The organism is Cryobacterium sp. MP_3.1 (genome assembly GCF_035984795.1).
Lineage (GTDB): Bacteria > Actinomycetota > Actinomycetes > Actinomycetales > Microbacteriaceae > Cryobacterium > Cryobacterium zongtaii.
The window spans coordinates 257,980-278,475 of record NZ_JAXCHV010000002.1 but is presented as its reverse complement, the minus strand read 5'-3'; the positions used below and the strand labels follow the sequence as shown (position 1 = coordinate 278,475).

Below are 20,496 nucleotides of genomic sequence, written 5' to 3'. Positions count from 1 at the left end.
CTAGTTCCGTTCGTTGAGCGACTGGTAGTAGGCGCGGGCGGCGTCCCAGGTGGGCAGCAGTCCGCTCGCGGCGGCCTCGGCGAGGCTGGGTGCGTCGGTGTCTTTCGGGGAGAGCAGCAGCTCTCCGGCCGAGGACGGGAAGATCAGGCCGATCTCGTCATCGAGCGGGTTGATCCCGTGCTCGGCGCCGGCGGTGTAGGTGGAGGAGACCAGGTAGCTCACGGTGGCCTTGTCGGTCAGGGCGACGAAAGCGTGGCCGAGGCCCTCGGAGATGTAGACGGCCTTACGGTCGACGTCGTCCAGCAGTACGGAGTCCCACTGGCCGAAGGTGGGCGAACCGACCCGGATGTCGACGATGAAGTCGATGATCGCACCGTGCGTGGCGGTGACGTACTTGGCCTGGCCCGGCGGGATGTCGGCGAAGTGGATGCCGCGCACGACGCCGCGGCTGGACATGCTGGTGTTGGCCTGACGCAGGTCCAGCGGGTGCCCGACCGCCTCGGACAACTTGTCGAAGCGGTACCACTCGAGGAAGACTCCCCGGTCGTCCCCGAACTGCTTGGGGGTCACCTCGTAGGAATCGGGGACGGAGAGTTCACGAATCTGCACGTTTGCCAGCCTAGCAAGGCGGGTCCAGTAGAATCGCGGAGGCACCTTTACGCAAACGGAATGGTCACGTATATATATGAAGATCCTCGTCACCGGCGGAGCCGGGTTCATCGGCTCGAACTTTGTTCGTCGCACCCTGCAGGACGCTTACCCGGGCCTGGAAGGCGCCGAAGTCGTCGTCCTGGACGCCCTCACCTACTCCGGCAACCTGGAGAACCTGGCCCCCGTGGCCGATTCCGACCGCTACACCTTCGTCGAGGGCGACATCCGCGACGGCGCTCTGCTGGACACCCTGTTCCCGGGCCTCGACGCCGTGGTGCACTTCGCCGCGGAATCCCACGTGGACCGCTCCGTGCGGGACGCCTCGATCTTCGTCGAGACCAACGTGCTCGGCACCCAACAGCTGCTCGACGCGGCACTGCGCAACAACCTGCCCAGGTTCGTGCACGTGTCCACCGACGAGGTCTACGGCTCCATCGCCGAAGGCTCCTGGAACGAGGAGCGCGCCCTCGAGCCCAACTCGCCGTACTCCGCGTCGAAGGCCGGCAGCGACCTGCTCGCCCGCAGCTACCACCGCACCCACGGCCTGAACGTGTCGATCACCCGGTGCTCGAACAACTACGGCCCGTACCACTTCCCCGAGAAGGTCATCCCGCTGTTCGTGACCAACCTCATCGACGACCTGCACGTTCCCCTCTACGGCGAGGGCAACAACATCCGTGACTGGCTGCACGTGGACGACCACACCCGCGCCATCGCGATGGTGCTGGTCTCCGGCCGCGCCGGCGAGATCTACAACATCGGCGGCGGTACCGAGCTGACCAACGTCGAGCTCACTCACCTGCTGCTGGACGCCACCGGCAAGGACTGGTCCTACGTGGACCGGGTCGCCGACCGTCTCGGCCACGACCTGCGCTACTCCGTGGACATCTCCAAGATCCAGGCCGAACTCGGCTACTCCCCCGAGGTGCCCTTCGAGAAGGGCCTGGCCGACGTGGTGCAGTGGTACCGCGACAACCGCTCCTGGTGGGAACCCCTCAAGGCCCGCGCGGCGTTGAGCTGAGCCTGCTGACATGACCCGTTATCTGATCGCCGGCGCGGCCGGGATGCTCGGCCGCGACCTGCAGGACGCCCTCTCCGACCGTGATGTCACGGCCGTGGACCGCAGCGAGCTGGACATCACCGACCTCGCCGCCGTTCAGAAGGCCGTCACCGGCCACGACGTGATCATCAACGCCGCCGCGTACACCGCGGTGGACGCGGCGGAGGAGAACGAGGCCGCCGCGTATGCGGTGAACGCCATCGGCCCGCGCAACCTCGCGATCGCGGCCGCCGCCAGCGGTGCGAAGCTCGTGCAGATCTCCACCGACTACGTCTTCGACGGCACCGGCAGCACGCCGTACCCCGAAGACACCGCGATCGACCCGCTCAACGCGTACGGCCGCACCAAGGCCGCCGGTGAACAGTTCGTGCTCACCGAGAATCCCGCCGGCAGCTACATCGTGCGCACAGCGTGGCTCTATGGCGCACACGGCCCCAATTTCGGCCGCACCATGCTCACCCTCGCCGCGGGCCGGGACACCGTCTCCGTCGTCGCCGACCAGTTCGGCCAACCCACCTGGACCGTCGACCTGGCCCGCCAGATCGTGGCGATGCTCGACGCCGACGCGCCAGCCGGCATCTACCACGGCACCAACGCCGGGCAGACGAACTGGTTCGGGTTCGCCAGGGCCGTGTTCGCCAACGCGGGCCTGGACCCTGACCGGGTGCTGCCCACCGACGGCCGCACGTTCGTGCGTCCGGCACCACGACCGTCGTACTCGGTACTCGGGCACGACGCCTGGTCCGCTGCCGGCCTGGCCCCGATGCGGCCCTGGACCGAGGCCCTCGAGGACGCCTCGACCCACGGCGCTTTCACCCCGTCATGATCACCCTCCGGGTCATCGTCGACCAGATGGTCTCGCCCGTTCCCGGCGGGCTCGGCCGGTACACCGAGGAACTCACCCGGTCGCTGATCGCCACGGCGCCAACCGACTGTGCGGTCGAAGGCATCGTCTCGGCCACCTCGGCGGAGCACTACGACCAGATCACCGACGCCCTGCCCGGCCTGGCGGGCCTGCACAAGATGGCACTGGCGCGCCGCGAACTCGCCGCGGCCTGGCAGCTCGGTGTGGCGACCTCGGCCGGCCGCGGCCTCGTGCACGCCCCCGGCCTGTTTGCTCCGCTGCACCGGCACGACAGGGTCAGGGACGAGACCCAGGTCGCCGTGACGGTGCACGACGTGCTCGCCTGGACGCATCCGGAGTCGTTGACCCCGACCACCGTCTCCCGAACCAAGCTGATGCTCAAACGCGCCCGCAAGCACGCCGACGCCATCGTGGTGCCCAGCCACGCCCTCGCCGACCAGCTCGGCGAGATCATGGACTTCGGCGACAGGGTGCGGGTGATCGGCGGGGCCGTCAGCAGCGGCCTGGTGCTGCCGACGAATTCCGCCGCCGCCGAAGCCATGGCCGTGGCCCTGGGGCTGCCCGACGAGTACATCCTCACCGCCGGCACCCTGGAACCGCGCCGCGCCGTGACCGCCCTCATCACGGCCCTGGGCCGTCCGGGCGCCGCGGAGCTGCCGCTGCTTGTTGTCGGACCGGATTCCTGGGGTGAGCTGACTCTCGCGTCGGTGGCCGACGAGGCCGGCCTCGCTCCCGACCGGGTGCGCGCGCTGGACGGCCTGACCGACCAGCAGCTCGCCCTGGTGATCTCGCGGGCGTCGGTCTTCGTCTACCCCAGCCTCGAGGAGGGCTTCGGCCTGCCGATCATCCAGGCTTTCCACTTCGGCACCCCGGTGATCCACTCGGATGCGCCGGCCCTGGTCGAGGCCGCCGGCGATGCGGGCTTCGTGGTGGAGCGTGACGACCCGGCGGGCTACCCCGATCGGCTCGCCGCCGCCCTGGACCGGGTGCTTGGCGACACCGCCCTCGCCGACAGGTTGCGCATCTTCGGCGGCGACAGGGCCAGGGCGTTCAGCTGGCGGGACACCGCCGAACGCGTCTGGCAGTTGCACGCCGACCTCTGAGCCCATCGGGCCCGATCAACGGCTCAGGGTCAGGGTGCGGGGGTCTCTGTGACCGGGTTCAGCGCGGCGTCGATCAGGCCGGCGATGTAGTCGTAGTCGGGGTCTGTCGGGTCCACGTTGTTGGCCGGCACCAGTTCGACGGCGCCCACCGGGAGTTCCTTGGTCTTGGCCGCGAGGCGGGTGAAGTAGCCGAGCATGCCCTGGGGCACGTCGGTCTTGACGACCTCCTGGCCGGCCTGGGCCACACCCTGGAACTTGGTGAGGACGTTGCCCGGGTTGAACTGCTGCAGGATCGCCTCCTGCAGAACCCGCTGGCGGGACATCCGGTCGTAGTCGCTGGTGCCGTGCCTGGCGCGACCGTACCACAGGGCGGTGAAACCGTCCATGTGCTGCGGACCGGCCTCCACCCAGCCTTCCACGTCGCTGAGGTCGTCTTCCTGACCGCCGATGGGCAGCCGCTCCGCCACGGTGATGTCCACGCCGCCGAGGGCGTCGATGAGCTGAGAGAAGCCCTGCATGTCGATGAGCACGTAGTACTGGATGGTGAGCCCGGTGACGCCGCTGGCGGCGTCACGCATGGCCTCGATGCCGGGTTCGCTGCCCTCGGCCACCGCGTTGGGGTACATCTCCGGGCTCTTGAGCTCCACCTCGGTGTAGATCGAGTTGAGCTGGCAGACGTCCACGTCGCAGACGCCGTCGTAGCCGTAGCCGTCCGGGTACGAGGCGTACAGGGGGGAATCCTCCGGGAACGGCACGTACTCGAGGTCGCGAGGGATGCCGATGATGTCGGCCTTGCCGGTCTCGGCGTCGATGCTGACCACCGAGGTGCTGTCCGGGCGCATGCCCAACCGGTCGGAACCGGCGTCGCCGCCGAGCAGCATGATGTTGTACCGGCCGTCGACCGGCGGCTCCGACGGGCCGGCCGCGAACACCGACGACAGGAACCCGCTGGCCGTCGTGGCAACGTAGGCGCCGTAGGAGGCGGTTCCGGCCACAGTGACCATCACCACTGTCGCCAGTCCGGCGATGAACGGCCGGGCCTTGGGCCGGGCCTTCACGAGGCGGGTCAACCGGATGGTGTCGAAGGTCAGGACCACCCAGACCAGGGCGTAGAACACCATCACGATGGCGAGGATCCACAGTCCGATCGAGTTGGTGGCCACGGTGAGCAGGATCTCGGGGTTCAGCGCGTAGACGATGCCGGCGATCACGCCGAGGCCGAGCAGACTCAGGCTGGCGCGCAGTCCGAACCGGCCGAGGCCGCGGCTTCCCGCGAGTACCTGGGCGGAGCCGGGCAGAAGGATGTTGAGGACCACGAGCCACCAGGCCCGGCGGGTCATGACCTGCCTGGAGCCGGAATTCGGGTGCCGGATCGGGCTGCTGGCGCTCGTCATAGTTTCGCTTGCAGGGCCGTGTTCTTCTGCTCCACCTGCTCGGCCAGCTGGTCGGCGTAGCCTTGCAGCTTGAGGCGCAGCGCGTCATCCGCCGTCGCCAGGATCTTGATGGCGATCAGGGCCGCGTTGCGCGCGCCGCCGATCGAGACCGTCGCGACGGGAACGCCGGCCGGCATCTGCACGATCGATAGCAGTGAGTCCAGGCCGTCCAGGCGGCCCAGCGGCACCGGAACGCCCACGACGGGAAGCGTGGTGACCGCGGCGAGCATGCCCGGCAGGTGTGCGGCGCCGCCGGCGCCGGCGATGATCACCTTGAGGCCGCGGCCCCAGGCTTCGGCGCCGTAGCGCATCATCTTTTCCGGCGTGCGGTGCGCTGAGACCACCTGCACCTCGTGGGCGACACCGAATTCGGCCAGCATGGCCGCGGCGTCGCTCATGACGTTCCAGTCGGAGTCCGACCCCATCACGACGCCGACGAGCGCGGCTGAGGAGGGGGCGGACTCGGGGGCGGGAGTCGCGAGGTTGTCTGGCACGGTGACGATCTTAGGCTTTAGTCCTGAAAATATGCCGCAGTGGCACGCGCCTGGTAGCTGACCGAGTCCAGATCGGGCCCGGATGCCGTCACGTGGCCGATCTTACGTCCGGGGCGGGGGTCCTTGCCGTAGTTGTGCACCTTGACCGTCGGCTGCTCGGCGAACGCGGCCGGGTACCGGGCCGCCATGCTTCCCTCGGCGGGGCCGCCGAGGACGTTGACCATCACCGACCAGGGGTCCCGGAGCGCCGTGTCGCCCAGCGGCAGGTCGAGCACTGCTCGCAGGTGCTGTTCGAACTGACTCGTGGTGGAGCCGTCGATCGACCAGTGACCGCTGTTGTGCGGCCGCATCGCGAGCTCGTTGACCAGCAACCGGCCGTCGGTGGTTTCGAAGAGTTCCACGGCGAGCACCCCGGTGACACCGATGCCCTCGGCCACCCGCTCGGCGATGTCGGCGGCGAGCGCGCTGAGCCGGCCGGCCGACTTCGGTGCCGGCGCGATGACCTCGGCGCAGACGCCGTTCTGCTGCACGGTCTCGACGACGGGCCAGATCGCGATCTCACCGGACGGGCGTCGCGCGACGACCTGGGCTAGTTCGCGGCGGAAGTCGACGAGCTCCTCGACCAACAGGTCGCCGCCGTTGGCGTCTTCGGCGAGCGCGAGGAACCAGTCGTCGGCCTCGTGGGCGTGGGACACCACGCGCACCCCCTTGCCGTCGTAGCCGCCCCTGGCTGTCTTCACGACGGCCCGGCCACCGTGATCGGCGAGGAACTGCGCCAGAGCGTCCGCGTCGGCCACCCGCGCCCAGTCGGGGACGGGCAGGCCCAGCTCGGTCAGGCGTTCCCGCATGAGCAGCTTGTCCTGGGCGTAGAGCAACGCGTCGGGTCCGGGGTGCACGCTGATGCCCCGGTTCACCAGTTCGCGGAGGATCACCTGCGGAACGTGTTCGTGGTCGAAGGTCACCACGTCGACGGTCTCGGCGAAGGCGAGGACGGTGGCCAGGTCGCGGTAGTCCCCCACCGACACCGCGGCGAGGTGCGCGGACATTCCGTCGGCCTCGGCCAGGACCCGGAGGTCGAGGCCGAGGTTCACCGCGGCGGGGATCATCATGCGGGCCAATTGGCCTCCGCCGATCACACCAACGATCGTTCTCATTTGTTCACCAATTTCTGTGCGACCGTTCATCCGAGGGGCCGGGAACTCCCAGGATGAGGAATATGCCGGGACGTAGACTGCGAGAGAAGCGCGTTTTCTCGCTACACGTTCCATTTTCACCTATCGGCCGGACGGATGCATGTCGAGAACAACCTTCAGCAGGTACCGGGTGCTGGCGTTCGCGACCCAGCTCGCGAAGTTCGGCATGGTCGGACTCGTCGGCTTCGCGGTGGACATCACAGTGTTCAATCTGCTGCGGGCCACCGTCTTCTCCCCAGAGGCCCTCGCCTCCGGCCCGATCTGGGCGAAGGTCGTCTCGACGGTCCTCGCCATCCTGGCCAACTGGGTCGGCAACCGGTACTGGACCTTTTCGAAGGACCGCCGGTCACAGACCCTGCGTGAGGGCCTGGAGTTCTTCGCGGTCAGCCTCGTCGGTATGGGAATCGGGCTGGCCTGCCTGTGGGTGAGCCACTACGTTCTCGGGTACACCAGCGTCATCGCCGACAACATCTCCTCGAACGTGATCGGCCTGCTGCTCGGAGCCGTCTTCCGCTTCACCCTGTACAGGTACTGGGTCTTCTCACCGTCCCGCCGGGACGCCACTGCGGTGCCCACCGGCACGGCGGCCACCGGTCCGGTGACCACCAGCACGGCAGCGCTGCGGCTACAGTCCCGCGCGGAGGCCGAATTCGTCACCGAGCGCTGACTGCTCCTGCCGGCGCGAGGCCATCACGCTCTGTGACTGCTCCATCAGGTCCTGCAGCACCTGCTGCACGAGGTCGGCGTCCGGCACGTCCCGCAGCGACAACGGCTGTTCCAGCCCCGAATTGATCCGCACCGTCCCGGACCGAAACAGCGACTGCAGCCAGTTCTTGCGCACGGTGACGTCGTAGCCCCTGCTGTGCAGCAGTTCCTGCCGCTCGTGCACGAAGATGCCGTGCACGAAGATGATCCGGCGGCTGGTCACCGTGTACCGCCGGGTGAGCCAGGACACCAGCGGCAACAACCAGAGCAGCACGACGACCAGGCCGGCGCCGACCAGGAGCATCACGTTCTGCCACGGCTCGGCCAGGCTTCCGGAGTAGTAGCCGGTCACGCCGCACGCGCCGATCAGGAACAGGGTGGGCCAGAACAGCGCCCTGGCGTGCGAGCGGAGCCGGGCGATGACCACCTCTGGCGCCGTCGTCGGCACGCCGGGCATCACTTGCGCTGGGTTGGTCATATACCCATTAATACCTCAGATTCAGTACCGCAGATGGGTCACGTCCCCCGCGGCGACGGCCTGTAGTTCGCCGTTCGTCTGGTCTTCCACGATCAGCCGGCCGTCCCCGTCCAGCCCGACGGCGGTGCCCACCAGGTCCTGCCCACCGGGCAGTTCGACGCGCACCGCGGCGCCCAGGGTGCCGCACAGGGCGGACACCTCGGCGTGCAGGCCGCTGGCCACGGGATCCGCCCCGGCGGCGAGGAAGTTCGCGGTGAGGCTCCGCAGCGCGTCGAGGTACGCGGCGAGCACCTCGTCGGCGTTCGGGATGCTACCGGTGACGAGCATCAGCGAGGTGGACGTGAGGGTGGGCAGGTCGTGCTCGTCCAGGCTCAGGTTCAGTCCGGTGCCGATGCACAGGCCGCTGGCATCCGGCAACAGCTCCGAAAGGATGCCGGAGACCTTGTAGCCGTCGATGAGCACGTCGTTGGGCCACTTCAGCGTCACCTCGTGCCGGGGTGCCTCCTCGTCGCCGGGCGGCGGCGCCGCGGCCTGCACGACCGAACGCACGGCCTGGGTCATGGCCGCGCCGGCGAGCAGGGGAAACCAGCCGTACCGGTTCGGCGGCAGCCGGCCGCTCTCCAGCCGTGGTCGCAGCAGCACCGAGATGGCCAGCGATTTGCCGCTGGGCGCCAGCCAGGTGCGGCCGAGCCGTCCGCGGCCGCTGGTCTGGTTGTCGGTGACGATGACCGACAGGTCGGGCCAGGCCGACGCATCAGGGCCCGTGGCCCGGGTCACCAGCACATCGTTGGTGGAGCCGGCCTCGTCGAGGTACTCGAACCGTGCCCCGATGCCGCGGCTGATCGGAAATTCCATGCTGACGCCTCTTCTCACACCCCGCGGGGATCATAACTCCTGCAATTCTGCCCAGGTTTGGTGGGGCACCGGGCCGACACGCTCTGGGGGCGGTGCGGGGTGAGGCCGGTAGAGTGAACGGCGTGACTGAGAACCCGACCGGACCCGACCTGTACACGACGGCTGGCAAGCTCGCCGACCTCAAGATGCGCTACCACGAAGCCGTGACCGCGAGCGGCGAGGCCGCCATCGAGAAGCAGCACGCCAAGGGCAAGATGACCGCCCGCGAACGGGTGGCCGAGCTGCTGGATCCGGGCTCGTTCGTCGAACTCGACGAATTCGTGCGGCACCGCACCGTCGCGTTCGGCATGGAGAAGAAGCGCCCGTACGGCGACTCCGTCGTCACCGGCACCGGCACCATCCACGGCCGTCAGGTGGCCGTGTACTCGCAGGACTTCACGATCTTCGGCGGTTCGCTCGGCGAGGTGGCCGGCGAGAAGATCATCAAGGTGATGGACCTGGCTCTCAAGACCGGGGTGCCCATCATCGGCATCCTCGACTCCGGTGGAGCGCGCATCCAGGAGGGTGTCGTGGCCCTGGGCAAGTACGGCGAGATCTTCCGCCGCAACACCGCCGCATCCGGCGTGATCCCGCAGATCTCGATCATCTGCGGCCCGGCGGCCGGCGGCGCCGTGTACTCCCCCGCCCTGACCGACTTCGTGATCATGGTCGACAAGACCAGCCAGATGTTCGTCACCGGCCCCGACGTGATCAAGACCGTCACCGGCGAAGACGTGGGCATGGAGGAACTCGGCGGCGCGCTGACCCACAACACCATCTCCGGTGTGGCGCACTACCTGGCCAGTGACGAGTCCGACGCCCTCGATTACGCGCGCACCCTGCTCGGCTTCCTGCCGGACAACAACCTCGCCGAGCTACCCGTCTTCGACAGCGAGGTCGAACTCGAGACCACGGATTCCGACCTCAAGCTCAACACGCTGATCCCCGATTCGCCCAACCAGCCGTACGACGTGAAGACCGTCATCGAGCACATCGTCGACCACGGCGACTTCCTCGAGACCCAGCCGTTGTTCGCGCCCAACATCGTGGTGGGCTTCGCCCGCATCGAGGGCCGCAGCGTCGGCATCGTCGCCAACCAGCCCAACGCGATGGCCGGCACCCTCAACATCCAGGCCGGCGAGAAGGCCGCCAGGTTCGTCAGGTTCTGCGACGCGTTCTCGATCCCGATCCTCACCCTCGTCGACGTTCCCGGCTTCCTGCCAGGCACCGACCAGGAATGGACCGGCGTGATCCGTCGAGGCGCGAAGCTGCTCTACGCGTACGCGGAGGCCACGGTGCCGCTGGTCACCGTGATCCTGCGCAAGGCCTACGGCGGCGCCTACATCGTGATGGGCTCCAAGCAGCTCGGCGCCGACATCAACCTGGCCTGGCCGACCGCGGAGATCGCGGTCATGGGCGGCCAGGGCGCCGTGAACATCCTCTACCGTTCCGAGATCAAGAAGGCCGAAGCGGCCAACGAGGATGTCGCTGCCGTCCGCAGCCGGCTCGCCAACGAGTACACCTACAACGTGGCCAGCCCGTTCCTCGCCGCCGAACGCGGCGAGCTCGACGGGATCATCGAACCGTCCGCGACGCGGGTCTCCGTCGTCAAGGCGTTGCGGGCGCTGCGCACCAAGCGCGCCAGCCTGCCCGCCAAGAAGCACGGGAACATCCCGCTGTAGGCGGCGCTGCCATGACAGTCTCAGAGAACCGCGCCGGCTTCGACCCGGCCGAGCTCACCTTCGTCACGACGGGGGTCTCCGAACAGGAGGCAGCCGCGGTGACCGCCGTCCTGCGGGCCCTGCTGCGCGCCGAGTCGGACAACCTGCGGGCCACGCCGAACGGCCCCGCGAGCCCCTGGCAGGACAGCCAGCGGGCCATCAGGGCGCCGCTGCCGCGGGGCGACGAGCGCTGGCGGGGCTTCACGGCCTGAGCCGCACTCTGTTGTCCCCCTAAATGACGACTTTTCAGCGGATCACCGGGTCGGCATTATTGGTATTGCTGGGTGTTGCTCTCGGGCAACACGACCAATCATTCGCCGACTAGGGTAAGCAGGCGAATGTGTTGGGGGCGCGTCTAGGCGACATTCGGGTTGTCGCCCTGACACGGAAATGTCGGAAGGGGATCCACCCCCGGGTGGGTCCCCTTTCGCATGCCCGGTCAGTGCCGGCGGGTCGGCTGGCCGGCCGAGGCGCCCGGCGCGTGCACGGCCCGCGGGATCTCCAACCACAGGTCCACTTCTTCGTCGGGCAAGTCCTGGCCGAGGGCGCTCAGCCGCGGGTCAGGGCTGTTGATGCCCACCACGGTGATGGCGGTCCCCGAGCCGTCGGCCGCCGTCCTGGCGATGATCGTGGACGCCGTCGTGGCGGCCATGGCGTCGGCCAGAGTGTTCAGCACGACCTCCAGATCGGTGCCGGCCAGGTCGTCGATGCCACCCTCGTCGAGCAGGGTGACGATGGCGCCGCGCCGCCGCGCCGCCATCACCTCACGGCGTACGGCGTCGTTGAGCAGCCGGCGCCCGCGGATCTCGTCACGGATCGCGGCCTCCAGGTACCGGCACTCCAGACGCTGCCCGTCGCTGAGCGTGCCGCGTTCCTGGATGATGCGGCGCAGCATCGGCGCCGCCAACCGGATGGTCTGGGCCAGGCGCACCTGACGCTCGTACAGGTGCGCTTCCTGCGCCGCCTGCCACTCGGTGGCCTCCCGTTCGGCGAGGCCGTACTGCCGCGCGTCCCGGCCCGCCTTGGCCAGCGCCCTGGCCAGCGTCACGGCCACGAACACCCACACGGCGCTGCCGATGACGCCCATCGACGCGAGGGAGCCCGCACCGGCCCAGACGACGGTGTGAGCGACGAGGAAGCCCACCCCGACCCAGGCGAGGGTCGCCCGCCTGCGCGTGGCCGTGATGGTCATCAGGGTGCCGACGGCGGCCACGTACCAGGTGGCGTAGCCGTTGTCGGGCACGGACCCGTCCAACTGGCTGCCCACGAGCAAAGGAACCGCGATGCACACGGCCACGTTGAAGAACCCCAACCAGTGCGACATCCGGGCCGGACTGGTCGGCCATAGGCTCGCCACGGTGGCCGCGGCGTAGAGCAGGATCGCGATCAGCGCCGGTACCGGCGACGCCGGCACATCCAGCGAGTAGAGGGCCAGGATCACGTGATAGGTCGAGAACAGGGCGGCCAGGGAGATGATCAGCCCTCGGGGGACGGAGATCATGCGCGGCCACCGCGCTCACGCAGCGGCCACTCGATCAGGATCGACGTGCCCCGGCCGGGGCTGCTGTTCACCTGGACGACGCCGCCGGCCTTCGCGACCCGCTCCCGGATCGAGATCCGCAGGCCCAGGCGTTCGCTGGGCACGGTGGCGGGGTCGAACCCGACACCGGAGTCGGCGATCTCGATGACGCAGCCGCCCAGCAGATTGGAGTTCATCCGCACCGACCTCGTCACCGGGTCGCCGGGGACACCGGCGTGCTGGATGCTGTTCACGATCGCCTGGGCGCTGGCGGCGTAGAGGGCCTCGCCCGCGTGCGCGGGCAGGCTGAGCCTCTCGGCATCGCAGTCGATGAACTCGATCGGCTCGTCGAACCGGTCCGCGATCTTGCGGATGCGTTCCTTGAGGGTGCTGAACAGGACCAGGCTGTCGTCGGTTGCGGGAAGCGAACCGGCCTCGGTGAGCCGGGCGATGGCGTCCTCCGCCATCGTGGCAGCCAGCTCGGCCGCCTTCGGCGTACCGGCTGCGGCGGCGGACAACAGGGCGGCGAGGACACTGTCGTGCACGAGGGAGTCCACCTGCACCCGTTCCACCTCGGTGGCGTGCTGGCGCACGGCGGCGGAGTACGTGGACAGCGCGTTGGTCTGCGCGATGTCGACCCCGGCGGTGGCCTGGCGCAGCATCGTGATGATGATCAGAATCACTTGGCCGAGCAGGATCGCGTAGACGGCGTCGAGGGCGCCGAGCATCGGATCGGCGCCACCGCCTGCGGGCAGCACCCGCACGATGCCGTAGGCGATCGGGGCCAGGAAGGTGTAGGTCATCGCCCACCACTTGGAGAACGAGACGGCGGCGAAACCGGTCGCGACGGTGCAGAGATACCAGAGCCAAGGCTTGCCCTCGAGGGTGCCCTCCGGGGTATTCAGCATCGCCGGCCAGCCGATCAGGGCGACGAGGTACACCCCCGCGAACACGCCGCTGGTGACTCTGACGTACTTCTTCACCAGCGTGGCGATGATTGCCACGCCCAGGCCGCCGAAGATCGCGATGCTGAGCGCCACCCCGAGACCGGGCTTGAGGCTGTCCAGCTGGCCGAGCATCGCCGGATAGGTCTGCAGGGCGAAGATCAGGCCCACGCCGCCGGCGGCCCGCGAGACCACCCGCTCGATCTGCGCGCGACTGATGGGCTTGCGCGGCTGCTTGGATTCGTTGAGGAGGTCGGCACCGAGCTGGTCGGGTGCGACACGGCCCGGCGACAGCCTGAACGACCGGACCGGCACGACCTCGGCCGGACTAGGAGCGCCCATCCCCGCCTTCCAGGTCGAGACCCGGCAGGATGCCGTCTTCCACGGCCCTGCGTAACAGGTCGACCTTCGTGGGTGCCGGGCGGCCCACCTCGACGTACTTCACGCGGATGCGGTCGAGGTACTCCCGGGCCGTGGAGTGGGCGATGCCCAGCTGCATCGCCACCATCTTCAGCGGCAGGCCGGAGGCGTAGAGGTGCAGCACGTCGCGTTCACGGCGGCCCAGTTGGGCCTTGGCGAAGTCCCGGTCGGCGTCGATGGCGGTGGCCCACTCGAGGTTGTTGAGCACGTCACCGCGGGCCACGGAGGCGACGGCGGCCATCACCGTGGTCGTCGGCGACGACTTGGGGATGACGCCGGCAGCGCCGGCGGCCAGGCCCTCACGGACCAGGGCGACCCTGTCGGCGATGCTGTGCACCAACACCGACGCGCCGGTACCGCGGGCCAGGTGCACGTTGTCGGTGACGAGGGACCCGTCGCCGAGGGACAGGTCGAGCACGATCACATCCACCGGGCGACCGGCGATGCCGTCGACGAGTTCGCGTACCGTCGCGGCCTCGAAGACCACCTCGAAGCCGGTGTTCTCACAGGCGGCCTTGAGGCCCAGCCGCACCGACTCATGGTCGTCGGCGATGCCCACGCGTACGGGGCGGTCGGCCAGGTCGGTCGCGGTGTCAGGCTCGGTCACGGTCACGGTTGTCATCTCTCGTCTTCGTTCTTGGTGCTAAGACTAGCTATCTGGTGAGCAGGGCGACGGCTTCGACGTGGTGGGTGTTGGGGAACAGGTCGAAGGCGCGCAGGCTCCGCAGCGTGTACCCGAGCCCGGCGAAGAGGGCGACGTCGCGGGCCAGGGCCACCGGATCGCAGGCGACGTAGACCACCTGGGCCGGCGCGAGGAACGCCAGGGTGTCGACGACTTCGCCGCCGGCGCCGGATCGCGGCGGGTCGAGCACCACGGTGGCTGCCTGCAGACGGGCCCGTTCGGCAGCGTCGGCGTCGCGGGTGAGTCCGGTCAGGAATGTGTCCACCCTGCCGGTCTGCGCGGTGGCGCCGACCCACTCGGCGAGGTTAGCGCCGGCGTTCTCGGTGGCCTGGGCGTCGCTCTCCACCGAGGTGATGCGCACGTCGGAACCGAACCTGTCGGCGACGGCGGCGGCGAGCAGCCCCACACCGCCGTACAGGTCGAGGTTGGCGGCCTTGGGGTCGAACAGGTCCGGGTCGATGGCGTCCTGCACGGCGGCGAACAGGGTCTCCGCGGCACGCGCGTGCACCTGCCAGAAACCGGCGGCGTCGAGCCGGAACTCACGGTCGCCGACCCGCTCGGTGATCGGTTTGGGCGCGGTGCGGCGCCGGCGGCCCTTGTCGTCCTGCTCGGCGACCAGGATCTGCACTTCACCGACGCTGGGGGCGACGACGTCGACGGATGCGGCGCCGGCGAACAGCTTGTCCAGCGGCGCGGCCATTTCGAGGGCGTGTACGGCCAGCGGCAGGTCGTCGACGGGGATCACCCGGTGCGAGCGGGCGGCGTACGGGCCGACGATGCCGGTCTCCGTGACATGCAGGCGCACCCGGGTGCGCCAGCCGGTGCCGTCCATGGCGTCGCCCGGCGAAGCATCCGCTGCCACCGGCACGGCCTCGACGGTGACATCGCTGTCGAGTCCGGCCATCCGGTGCAGTGCATCGGTGAGGACCTGGCGCTTGAGCTCGCGCTGGTGGCCCAGTTCGATGTGGCCGAATTCGGCGCCGCCGGCACGGTCGGCAGGGTCCCGGTCGATGGCCGCTGCGGCCCAGATGTGCGGCTGACGTTCGGGGGCCGCGTCCAGGACCTCGACGGTCTCGGCCCGCCAGAAGCTCTTCTTGTTCGCGTCGGTGAGCCTGACGCGCACCCGTTCACCCGGGAGGGTGTCGCTGACGAAGACCACACGGCCCTCGTGCCGGGCAACGAAGATGCCGCCGTGGGCTACGTTGGTGATATCGAGGTCGAGTTCGGTGCCGATCTCGCCCTCTGGAGTGCTCTGACTTGCCTGACGATTAGTGTTGGTGCCCATTGAATGAGCATCCCACATCTGCCTGCCGCCTGAAGGGTTCCATGCGCCTCTACCTCGCCTCCACCTCCCCCGCCCGGCTGGCGCTGCTGCGCGCGGCGGGCATCGAACCCGTCACCATTTCGCCCGATGTCGACGAGGATGCCGTCGCGGCGGCCGAGGCTGAACGCCTGGGCGAGCCCCTGACTCCGCACCATGTGGTCGAGCTGCTGGCGCGGGCGAAGGCCCAGGCCGTCGCGGCCGTCGGTGCCGAGCGGGGCATCGACGGGCTGATCCTCGGCGGGGACTCGGTCTTCGTCCTCGACGGTGTGATCTACGGCAAGCCGCACACCAGCGAGCGTGCCAGGGAGCGCTGGCACACCCAGCGCGGACGCACCGGGCAGCTCTATTCCGGCCACTGGCTGATCGAGCACATCGACGGTCGGCCCGGCCGTGCCGTCGGTGCCGTCGCCGTCGCCGACGTGACGTTCGCCGACGACCTCACCGATTCGGAGCTCGACGCCTACATCAATACCGGTGAACCGCTCTTTGTCGCGGGCGCTTTCACCATCGACAGCCTCGGCGCGCCGTACATCAGCCGCATCGAGGGCGACCCGTCCACGGTCGTCGGACTGTCGTTGCCGACCCTGCGCAGATTGGTGCTCCGGTTGGGCTATGACTGGCCGAGCCTGTGGAATACGGGCACTTCGGCCCTACCGGACTGACCGTTCTTTCGGGGCCTTTGTAGCCCCACGCAGTGTTCTTGCCGCGGTTTTTGTGGGAAAGAACCAAAATTGCGGGGGTTCGGACCAATAGGCTCAGTACCTATGTCGCGTATAACGAAGGTCCTCATCGCCAACCGGGGCGAGATCGCCGTCAGAGTGATCCGAGCGGCAAAGGACAGCGGCATCCTCTCGGTGGCCGTATACGCCGACCAGGACCGGGACGCCCTGCACGCCCGTCTCGCCGACGAGGCCTACGGGCTCGACGGCACCTCCAGCGCCGAGACCTACCTCGTCATCGAGAAGATCCTCTCCATCGCCCGCCGCTCCGGCGCCGACGCCGTGCACCCCGGCTACGGCTTCCTCGCCGAGAACGCCGCCTTCGCCCGCGCCGTCCTGGACGCCGGCCTGATCTGGATCGGCCCGTCCCCGGAGGCCATCGAGCAGCTCGGCGACAAGGTGTCCGCCAGGCACATCGCCGAGAAGGTGCACGCGCCGATGGCGCCCGGCACCCTGAACCCCGTCACCGATGCATCCGAAGTTCTCGACTTCGTCGACCAGCACGGCCTGCCCGTGGCCATCAAGGCGGCCTTCGGCGGCGGCGGCCGCGGCCTGAAGGTCGCCCGCACCCGCGACGAGGTACCGGAACTGTTCGACTCCGCCGTGCGTGAGGCCGTCACGGCCTTCGGCCGCGGCGAGTGCTTCGTGGAGAAGTACCTCGACAAGCCCCGGCACGTCGAGACCCAGTGCCTCGCGGATGCCCACGGCAACGTCGTCGTGATCTCCACCCGCGACTGCTCCCTCCAGCGCCGCCACCAGAAGCTCGTCGAAGAGGCGCCGGCACCGTTCCTCACCGAGGCGCAGACGACCGAGATGTACCGGGCGTCCAAGGCCATCCTCCGGGAGGTCGGTTACGTCGGCGCCGGCACCTGCGAGTTCCTGATCGGCCAGGACGGCACGGTCTCCTTCCTCGAGGTGAACACCCGCCTGCAGGTGGAACACCCGGTCTCTGAGGAGGTCACCGGCATCGACCTGGTCCGTGAGCAGTTCCGGCTCGCCGAGGGCGGCACCTTGGACTACGACGACCCCATCGCCGTCGGCCACTCGTTCGAGTTCCGCATCAACGGTGAGGACGCCGGCCGCGGCTTCATGCCCGCCCCCGGCCCGGTGCACGTGTTCAAGGCCGCCGGCGGCCCCGGTGTGCGCGTCGACAGCGGCGTGCAGTCCGGCGACGAGATCTCCGGCTCGTTCGACTCGCTGCTGGCCAAGCTCATCGTCACCGGCGCCACCCGGGAACAGGCCCTGGAACGCGCCCGCCGCGCCCTCGACGAGTTCGAGGTGGCCGGCCTGCCCACAGTGCTGCCGTTCCACCGCATGATCGTGCGCGACCCGGCCTTCGCCCCCGCCGACGGCGCCCCGTTCTCGATCTACACCCGCTGGATCGAGACCGAGTTCGAGAACACCATTGCCCCCTGGAGCGGCACCGTCGAGGACCGTCCGCGCTCCGACGCCCGGCACAGCGTGGTCGTCGAGGTGGACGGCCGCCGCATCGAGGTGAGCCTGCCCAGCAAGCTGCTGCCCGGTACCGCGTCGGAGAAGACCGCCGGGCCGGCCCCGCGCCGTCGGACCGCCGCTCACTCGGTGAACACCGCAACGGGCGATGCCGTCAAGGCGCCCATGCAGGCCACCATCGTGAAGATCCTCGTCACGGAGGGCGACACCGTCGTCAAGGGCGACCTGCTGCTGGTGCTGGAGGCCATGAAGATGGAACAGCCGCTCACCGCGCACAAGGACGGCGTGGTCGGGGTCATCGGCGCCGCTGTCGGCTCGACGGTCTCCTCGGGCCACCTGCTCATGACCGTCGGCTGACACCCCCCCCAGCTGCGCAACTGTGCCCGAACCGGACACCTGCGCCCGGCGTACCGGGCGCAGGTGTCCGCACGGGCGACAGTTAGTCGCGGATGCGGCCGGGGTGCCGGGTCAGTAGTGCACCTTGTGCATCGCGCGTGCGGCATCCGTGATGGACCCGGTCAACGACGGGTAGACGGTGAACGCCTCGGCGACCTCGTCGACGGTGAGGCCGTGCTCGACCGCGAGGGTGAGCGGGAAGATCAGTTCGCTGGCCTTGGGGCCCACGATGACGCCGCCGATGACGGTGCCGGTGCCGCGGGAGGCGATCAGCTTGACGAAGCCGTCCTTGATGCCCATCATCTTGGCGCGCGGGTTCGACTCGAGCGGCATCTTGTACACCTCGCCGCGGCGCACACCCTCCTCGATCTCCTTCTGGGTCCAGCCGACTGTCGCGATCTCCGGCTGCGTGAAGATGTTGGCCGCCACATTGCGGATCTCGATCGGGTTCACCGCGTCGCCCATGGCGTGGTAAACCGCGGTGCGGCCCATCATGGATGCGACGGACGCCAACGGCATCTCCGTGGTGCAGTCGCCCGCGGCGTAGATGTTGGGGATCGAGGTGCGCGCCACCCGATTCACCCGGATGTGGCCGGACTCGTCCAGCTGAACGCCAGCCTCGGCCAGGCCCAGGCCCTGGGTGTTCGGCACGGCGCCGACGGCGATCAGGCAGTGGCTGCCCTCGACGGTGCGGCCGTCGGTGAGGGTCACCAGCACGCCGGTGTCGGTGCGTTCGGCGGTGGCGGCGCGGGACTTGTTCAGCACCACCATGCCGTTGCGCTTGAACACGTTCTCAATCACGGCGGCGGCGTCGACGTCTTCGCCGGGCAGCACCTGGTCGCGGCTGGAGACGAGGGTGACCTCGGCGCCCAGGGCCCGGTAGGCGGAGGCGAACTCCGCGCCGGTGACGCCGGAGCCGACGACGATGAGGTGTTTGGGCACCGACTTGAGGTTGTACAGCTGGGTCCAGGTGAGAATCCGCTCGCCGTCGGGCATCATCGTGGGCATCGTGCGGGGGCTCGCGCCCACCGACAGCACGATGGTGTCGGCCTCGATCCGGTCGAAATCGGTGCCTGAGCCGTCGTCTCCGGTGGACACGATGACCGCGTCGCGGCCGTCCAGCCGGCCGTGGCCGCTCTGCAGCTTGACGCCGGCCTTGACCAGGGTCTCCCGCATGTCCTCGGACTGCTCCCTGGCCAGCGCGAGCAGGCGCTTGTTCACCGCGGCGAGGTTGATCGCGACCTCAGGGTGCAGCGGCTTGCCCTTGGCGTCGCGCACGAAGAACTGCACGCCCAGGTCGTTGGCCTCACGGATCGAGTTCGACGCTTCCGCGGTGGCGATCAGCGACTTCGACGGAACGACGTCGGTGAGCACCGCGGCACCGCCGACGCCGACCCGTTCGATCAGGGTCACCTCTGCGCCCTGCTGCGCGCCGGCGAGTGCCGCTTCGTATCCGCCGGGGCCGCCACCGATGATAATGATGCGTTGTTTTCGTTCGAACTCGTAAGGCATTCACTTATTCTGTCCTGCACCGCGCGACCCACCAAACCACGGCTGCCCCGCAGGCAATTAGAGTAGGAGGATGCTCACGACCGAGATCAATCCTCTTGACGCGCCGGAAACCAACCCGTTCGACGTGGCCGCCACCGCCGCCCAAGAAATCGCCGACGCCACCGGTGTCGCCCATCACGACATCGCCCTGACGCTGGGAAGCGGGTGGGGCAAGGCCGCCGACCTGATCGGCGAGACCACCCACACGATCCCCGCGCAGGAAATCACCGGGTTCAGCGCGCCGGCGCTGGCCGGCCACGCGGGCATGTTGCGCTCGGTGCTGCTTTCGAGCGGCAAGCGTGCCCTGGTGATCGGCGCCCGCACCCACTACTACGAGGGCCACGGCGTGCGCCGGGTCGTGCACAGCGTGCGCACCGCCGCCGCGACCGGGGCGACGACCATGATCCTCACCAACGGGGCCGGCGGCATCCGCGAGACGTGGAAGCCGGGCACCCCGGTGCTGATCAGCGACCACATCAACCTCACCGCCGACTCGCCGCTCGAGGGCGCCACCTTCATCGACCTCACCGACCTGTACTCCCAGCGGCTGCGTGACCTCGCCCGAGGCATCGACCCCACCCTGGACGAAGGCGTCTACTGCCAGTTCCGCGGGCCGCACTACGAGACTCCCGCCGAGGTGCAGATGGCCAAGGCCATCGGTGGCCACATCGTGGGCATGTCCACCGCGCTGGAGGCCATCGCCGCCCGCCAGGCCGGCATGGAGGTACTCGGCATGTCGCTGATCACCAACCTCGCCGCCGGCATTCAAAAGACCCCGCTCAGTCACGGCGAGGTGCTCGAGGCCGGCCAGGCCGCCGAAGCCACCATCAGCGCCCTCCTCGCCAGCATCGTGGCCGCACTGTGAGCCACGGCGACGAGACTCCGACCCAGC

At 69.0% G+C, this 20,496-nt stretch carries 20 protein-coding genes; 9 read left to right on the top strand and 11 right to left on the bottom strand.

The window, feature by feature from the left end:
- Positions 1–609 carry a dTDP-4-dehydrorhamnose 3,5-epimerase family protein gene (locus tag RCH12_RS02850; protein WP_327015980.1) on the bottom strand — a complete coding sequence of 203 codons (609 nt, stop codon included), beginning with the start codon at positions 607–609 and terminating at the stop codon, positions 1–3.
- 76 nt (positions 610–685) lie between these two features.
- Here RCH12_RS02850 and rfbB point away from each other — a divergent pair, with 76 nt between their 5' ends.
- Genes rfbB through RCH12_RS02835 form a run of 3 tightly spaced genes read left to right on the top strand, consistent with a single transcriptional unit; the run spans position 686 to position 3,679 of the window.
- On the top strand, positions 686–1,672 hold the full coding sequence (rfbB, locus tag RCH12_RS02845) for a dTDP-glucose 4,6-dehydratase (RefSeq protein WP_327015979.1): 987 nt from the start codon (positions 686–688) through the stop codon (positions 1,670–1,672).
- 10 nt (positions 1,673–1,682) lie between these two features.
- Positions 1,683–2,537 (top strand): dTDP-4-dehydrorhamnose reductase, encoded by an 855-nt coding sequence (gene rfbD, locus RCH12_RS02840; protein ID WP_088455269.1) that lies wholly within the window; start codon positions 1,683–1,685, stop codon positions 2,535–2,537.
- A complete protein-coding gene (locus RCH12_RS02835; protein WP_088455268.1) occupies positions 2,534–3,679 on the top strand; it encodes a glycosyltransferase family 4 protein in 1,146 nt (381 codons plus the stop codon). Before rfbD ends, RCH12_RS02835 begins: the two co-directional genes overlap by 4 nt.
- A 29-nt stretch (positions 3,680–3,708) precedes the next feature.
- On the opposite strand, the gene RCH12_RS02830 is transcribed toward RCH12_RS02835, so the two are convergent.
- The 3 genes from RCH12_RS02830 to RCH12_RS02820 all read right to left on the bottom strand — a co-directional run bounded on the left by RCH12_RS02830 (position 3,709) and on the right by RCH12_RS02820 (position 6,760).
- The gene (locus RCH12_RS02830) at positions 3,709–5,073 is read right to left on the bottom strand and encodes an LCP family protein (RefSeq protein ID WP_088455267.1); all 1,365 of its coding nucleotides are present in this window, start codon (positions 5,071–5,073) and stop codon (positions 3,709–3,711) included.
- Positions 5,070–5,537 (bottom strand): 5-(carboxyamino)imidazole ribonucleotide mutase, encoded by a 468-nt coding sequence (gene purE, locus RCH12_RS02825; RefSeq protein WP_088457867.1) that lies wholly within the window; start codon positions 5,535–5,537, stop codon positions 5,070–5,072. The genes RCH12_RS02830 and purE overlap by 4 nt, the downstream gene beginning before the upstream one ends.
- Before the next feature lie 86 nt (positions 5,538–5,623).
- Complete coding sequence (locus RCH12_RS02820; protein ID WP_088455266.1) at positions 5,624–6,760, bottom strand: 5-(carboxyamino)imidazole ribonucleotide synthase; 1,137 nt, start codon at positions 6,758–6,760, stop codon at positions 5,624–5,626.
- A gap of 139 nt (positions 6,761–6,899) precedes the next feature.
- On the opposite strand from RCH12_RS02820, the gene RCH12_RS02815 reads away from it, so the two are divergent.
- On the top strand, positions 6,900–7,466 hold the full coding sequence (locus tag RCH12_RS02815) for a GtrA family protein (RefSeq protein WP_088455265.1): 567 nt from the start codon (positions 6,900–6,902) through the stop codon (positions 7,464–7,466).
- Here RCH12_RS02815 and RCH12_RS02810 read toward each other — a convergent pair.
- Both RCH12_RS02810 and RCH12_RS02805 read right to left on the bottom strand, forming a co-directional pair.
- Positions 7,425–7,982 (bottom strand): PH domain-containing protein, encoded by a 558-nt coding sequence (locus RCH12_RS02810; protein ID WP_240632371.1) that lies wholly within the window; start codon positions 7,980–7,982, stop codon positions 7,425–7,427. The genes RCH12_RS02815 and RCH12_RS02810 overlap by 42 nt on opposite strands.
- 21 nt (positions 7,983–8,003) lie before the next feature.
- Positions 8,004–8,837 carry a biotin--[acetyl-CoA-carboxylase] ligase gene (locus tag RCH12_RS02805; RefSeq protein ID WP_088455264.1) on the bottom strand — a complete coding sequence of 278 codons (834 nt, stop codon included), beginning with the start codon at positions 8,835–8,837 and terminating at the stop codon, positions 8,004–8,006.
- 185 nt (positions 8,838–9,022) lie between these two features.
- On the opposite strand from RCH12_RS02805, the gene RCH12_RS02800 reads away from it, so the two are divergent.
- Complete coding sequence (locus RCH12_RS02800) at positions 9,023–10,558, top strand: acyl-CoA carboxylase subunit beta (protein WP_088457865.1); 1,536 nt, start codon at positions 9,023–9,025, stop codon at positions 10,556–10,558.
- 11 nt (positions 10,559–10,569) lie between these two features.
- Positions 10,570–10,809: an acyl-CoA carboxylase epsilon subunit gene (locus tag RCH12_RS02795; RefSeq protein WP_088455263.1), complete on the top strand. Its 240-nt coding sequence runs from the start codon at positions 10,570–10,572 to the stop codon at positions 10,807–10,809.
- Positions 10,810–11,036: 227 nt separating this feature from the next.
- Here the strand turns inward: RCH12_RS02795 and RCH12_RS02790 are convergent, their stop codons facing one another.
- Genes RCH12_RS02790 through RCH12_RS02775 form a run of 4 tightly spaced genes read right to left on the bottom strand, consistent with a single transcriptional unit; the run spans position 11,037 to position 15,447 of the window.
- The gene (locus RCH12_RS02790) at positions 11,037–12,098 is read right to left on the bottom strand and encodes a hypothetical protein (protein ID WP_327015978.1); all 1,062 of its coding nucleotides are present in this window, start codon (positions 12,096–12,098) and stop codon (positions 11,037–11,039) included.
- Positions 12,095–13,402, bottom strand: coding sequence for a sensor histidine kinase (locus RCH12_RS02785; protein ID WP_327015977.1), 1,308 nt, complete (start codon positions 13,400–13,402; stop codon positions 12,095–12,097). Before RCH12_RS02785 ends, RCH12_RS02790 begins: the two co-directional genes overlap by 4 nt.
- Positions 13,389–14,102 carry a response regulator transcription factor gene (locus RCH12_RS02780; protein ID WP_134498797.1) on the bottom strand — a complete coding sequence of 238 codons (714 nt, stop codon included), beginning with the start codon at positions 14,100–14,102 and terminating at the stop codon, positions 13,389–13,391. The genes RCH12_RS02785 and RCH12_RS02780 overlap by 14 nt, the downstream gene beginning before the upstream one ends.
- 31 nt (positions 14,103–14,133) lie before the next feature.
- Positions 14,134–15,447, bottom strand: coding sequence for a class I SAM-dependent RNA methyltransferase (locus RCH12_RS02775; RefSeq protein ID WP_088455260.1), 1,314 nt, complete (start codon positions 15,445–15,447; stop codon positions 14,134–14,136).
- Positions 15,448–15,488: 41 nt separating this feature from the next.
- On the opposite strand from RCH12_RS02775, the gene RCH12_RS02770 reads away from it, so the two are divergent.
- Positions 15,489–16,148 (top strand): Maf family protein, encoded by a 660-nt coding sequence (locus RCH12_RS02770; RefSeq protein WP_088455259.1) that lies wholly within the window; start codon positions 15,489–15,491, stop codon positions 16,146–16,148.
- 102 nt (positions 16,149–16,250) lie between these two features.
- Entirely contained in the window at positions 16,251–18,014 is a 1,764-nt protein-coding gene (locus tag RCH12_RS02765) for an acetyl/propionyl/methylcrotonyl-CoA carboxylase subunit alpha (protein ID WP_327015976.1), read from the top strand.
- A gap of 111 nt (positions 18,015–18,125) precedes the next feature.
- On the opposite strand, the gene RCH12_RS02760 is transcribed toward RCH12_RS02765, so the two are convergent.
- The gene (locus tag RCH12_RS02760; RefSeq protein WP_088455257.1) at positions 18,126–19,565 is read right to left on the bottom strand and encodes an NAD(P)H-quinone dehydrogenase; all 1,440 of its coding nucleotides are present in this window, start codon (positions 19,563–19,565) and stop codon (positions 18,126–18,128) included.
- Positions 19,566–19,635: 70 nt separating this feature from the next.
- On the opposite strand from RCH12_RS02760, the gene RCH12_RS02755 reads away from it, so the two are divergent.
- A complete protein-coding gene (locus RCH12_RS02755) occupies positions 19,636–20,469 on the top strand; it encodes a purine-nucleoside phosphorylase (protein ID WP_103461198.1) in 834 nt (277 codons plus the stop codon).
- Positions 20,470–20,496: the final 27 nt, after the last annotated feature.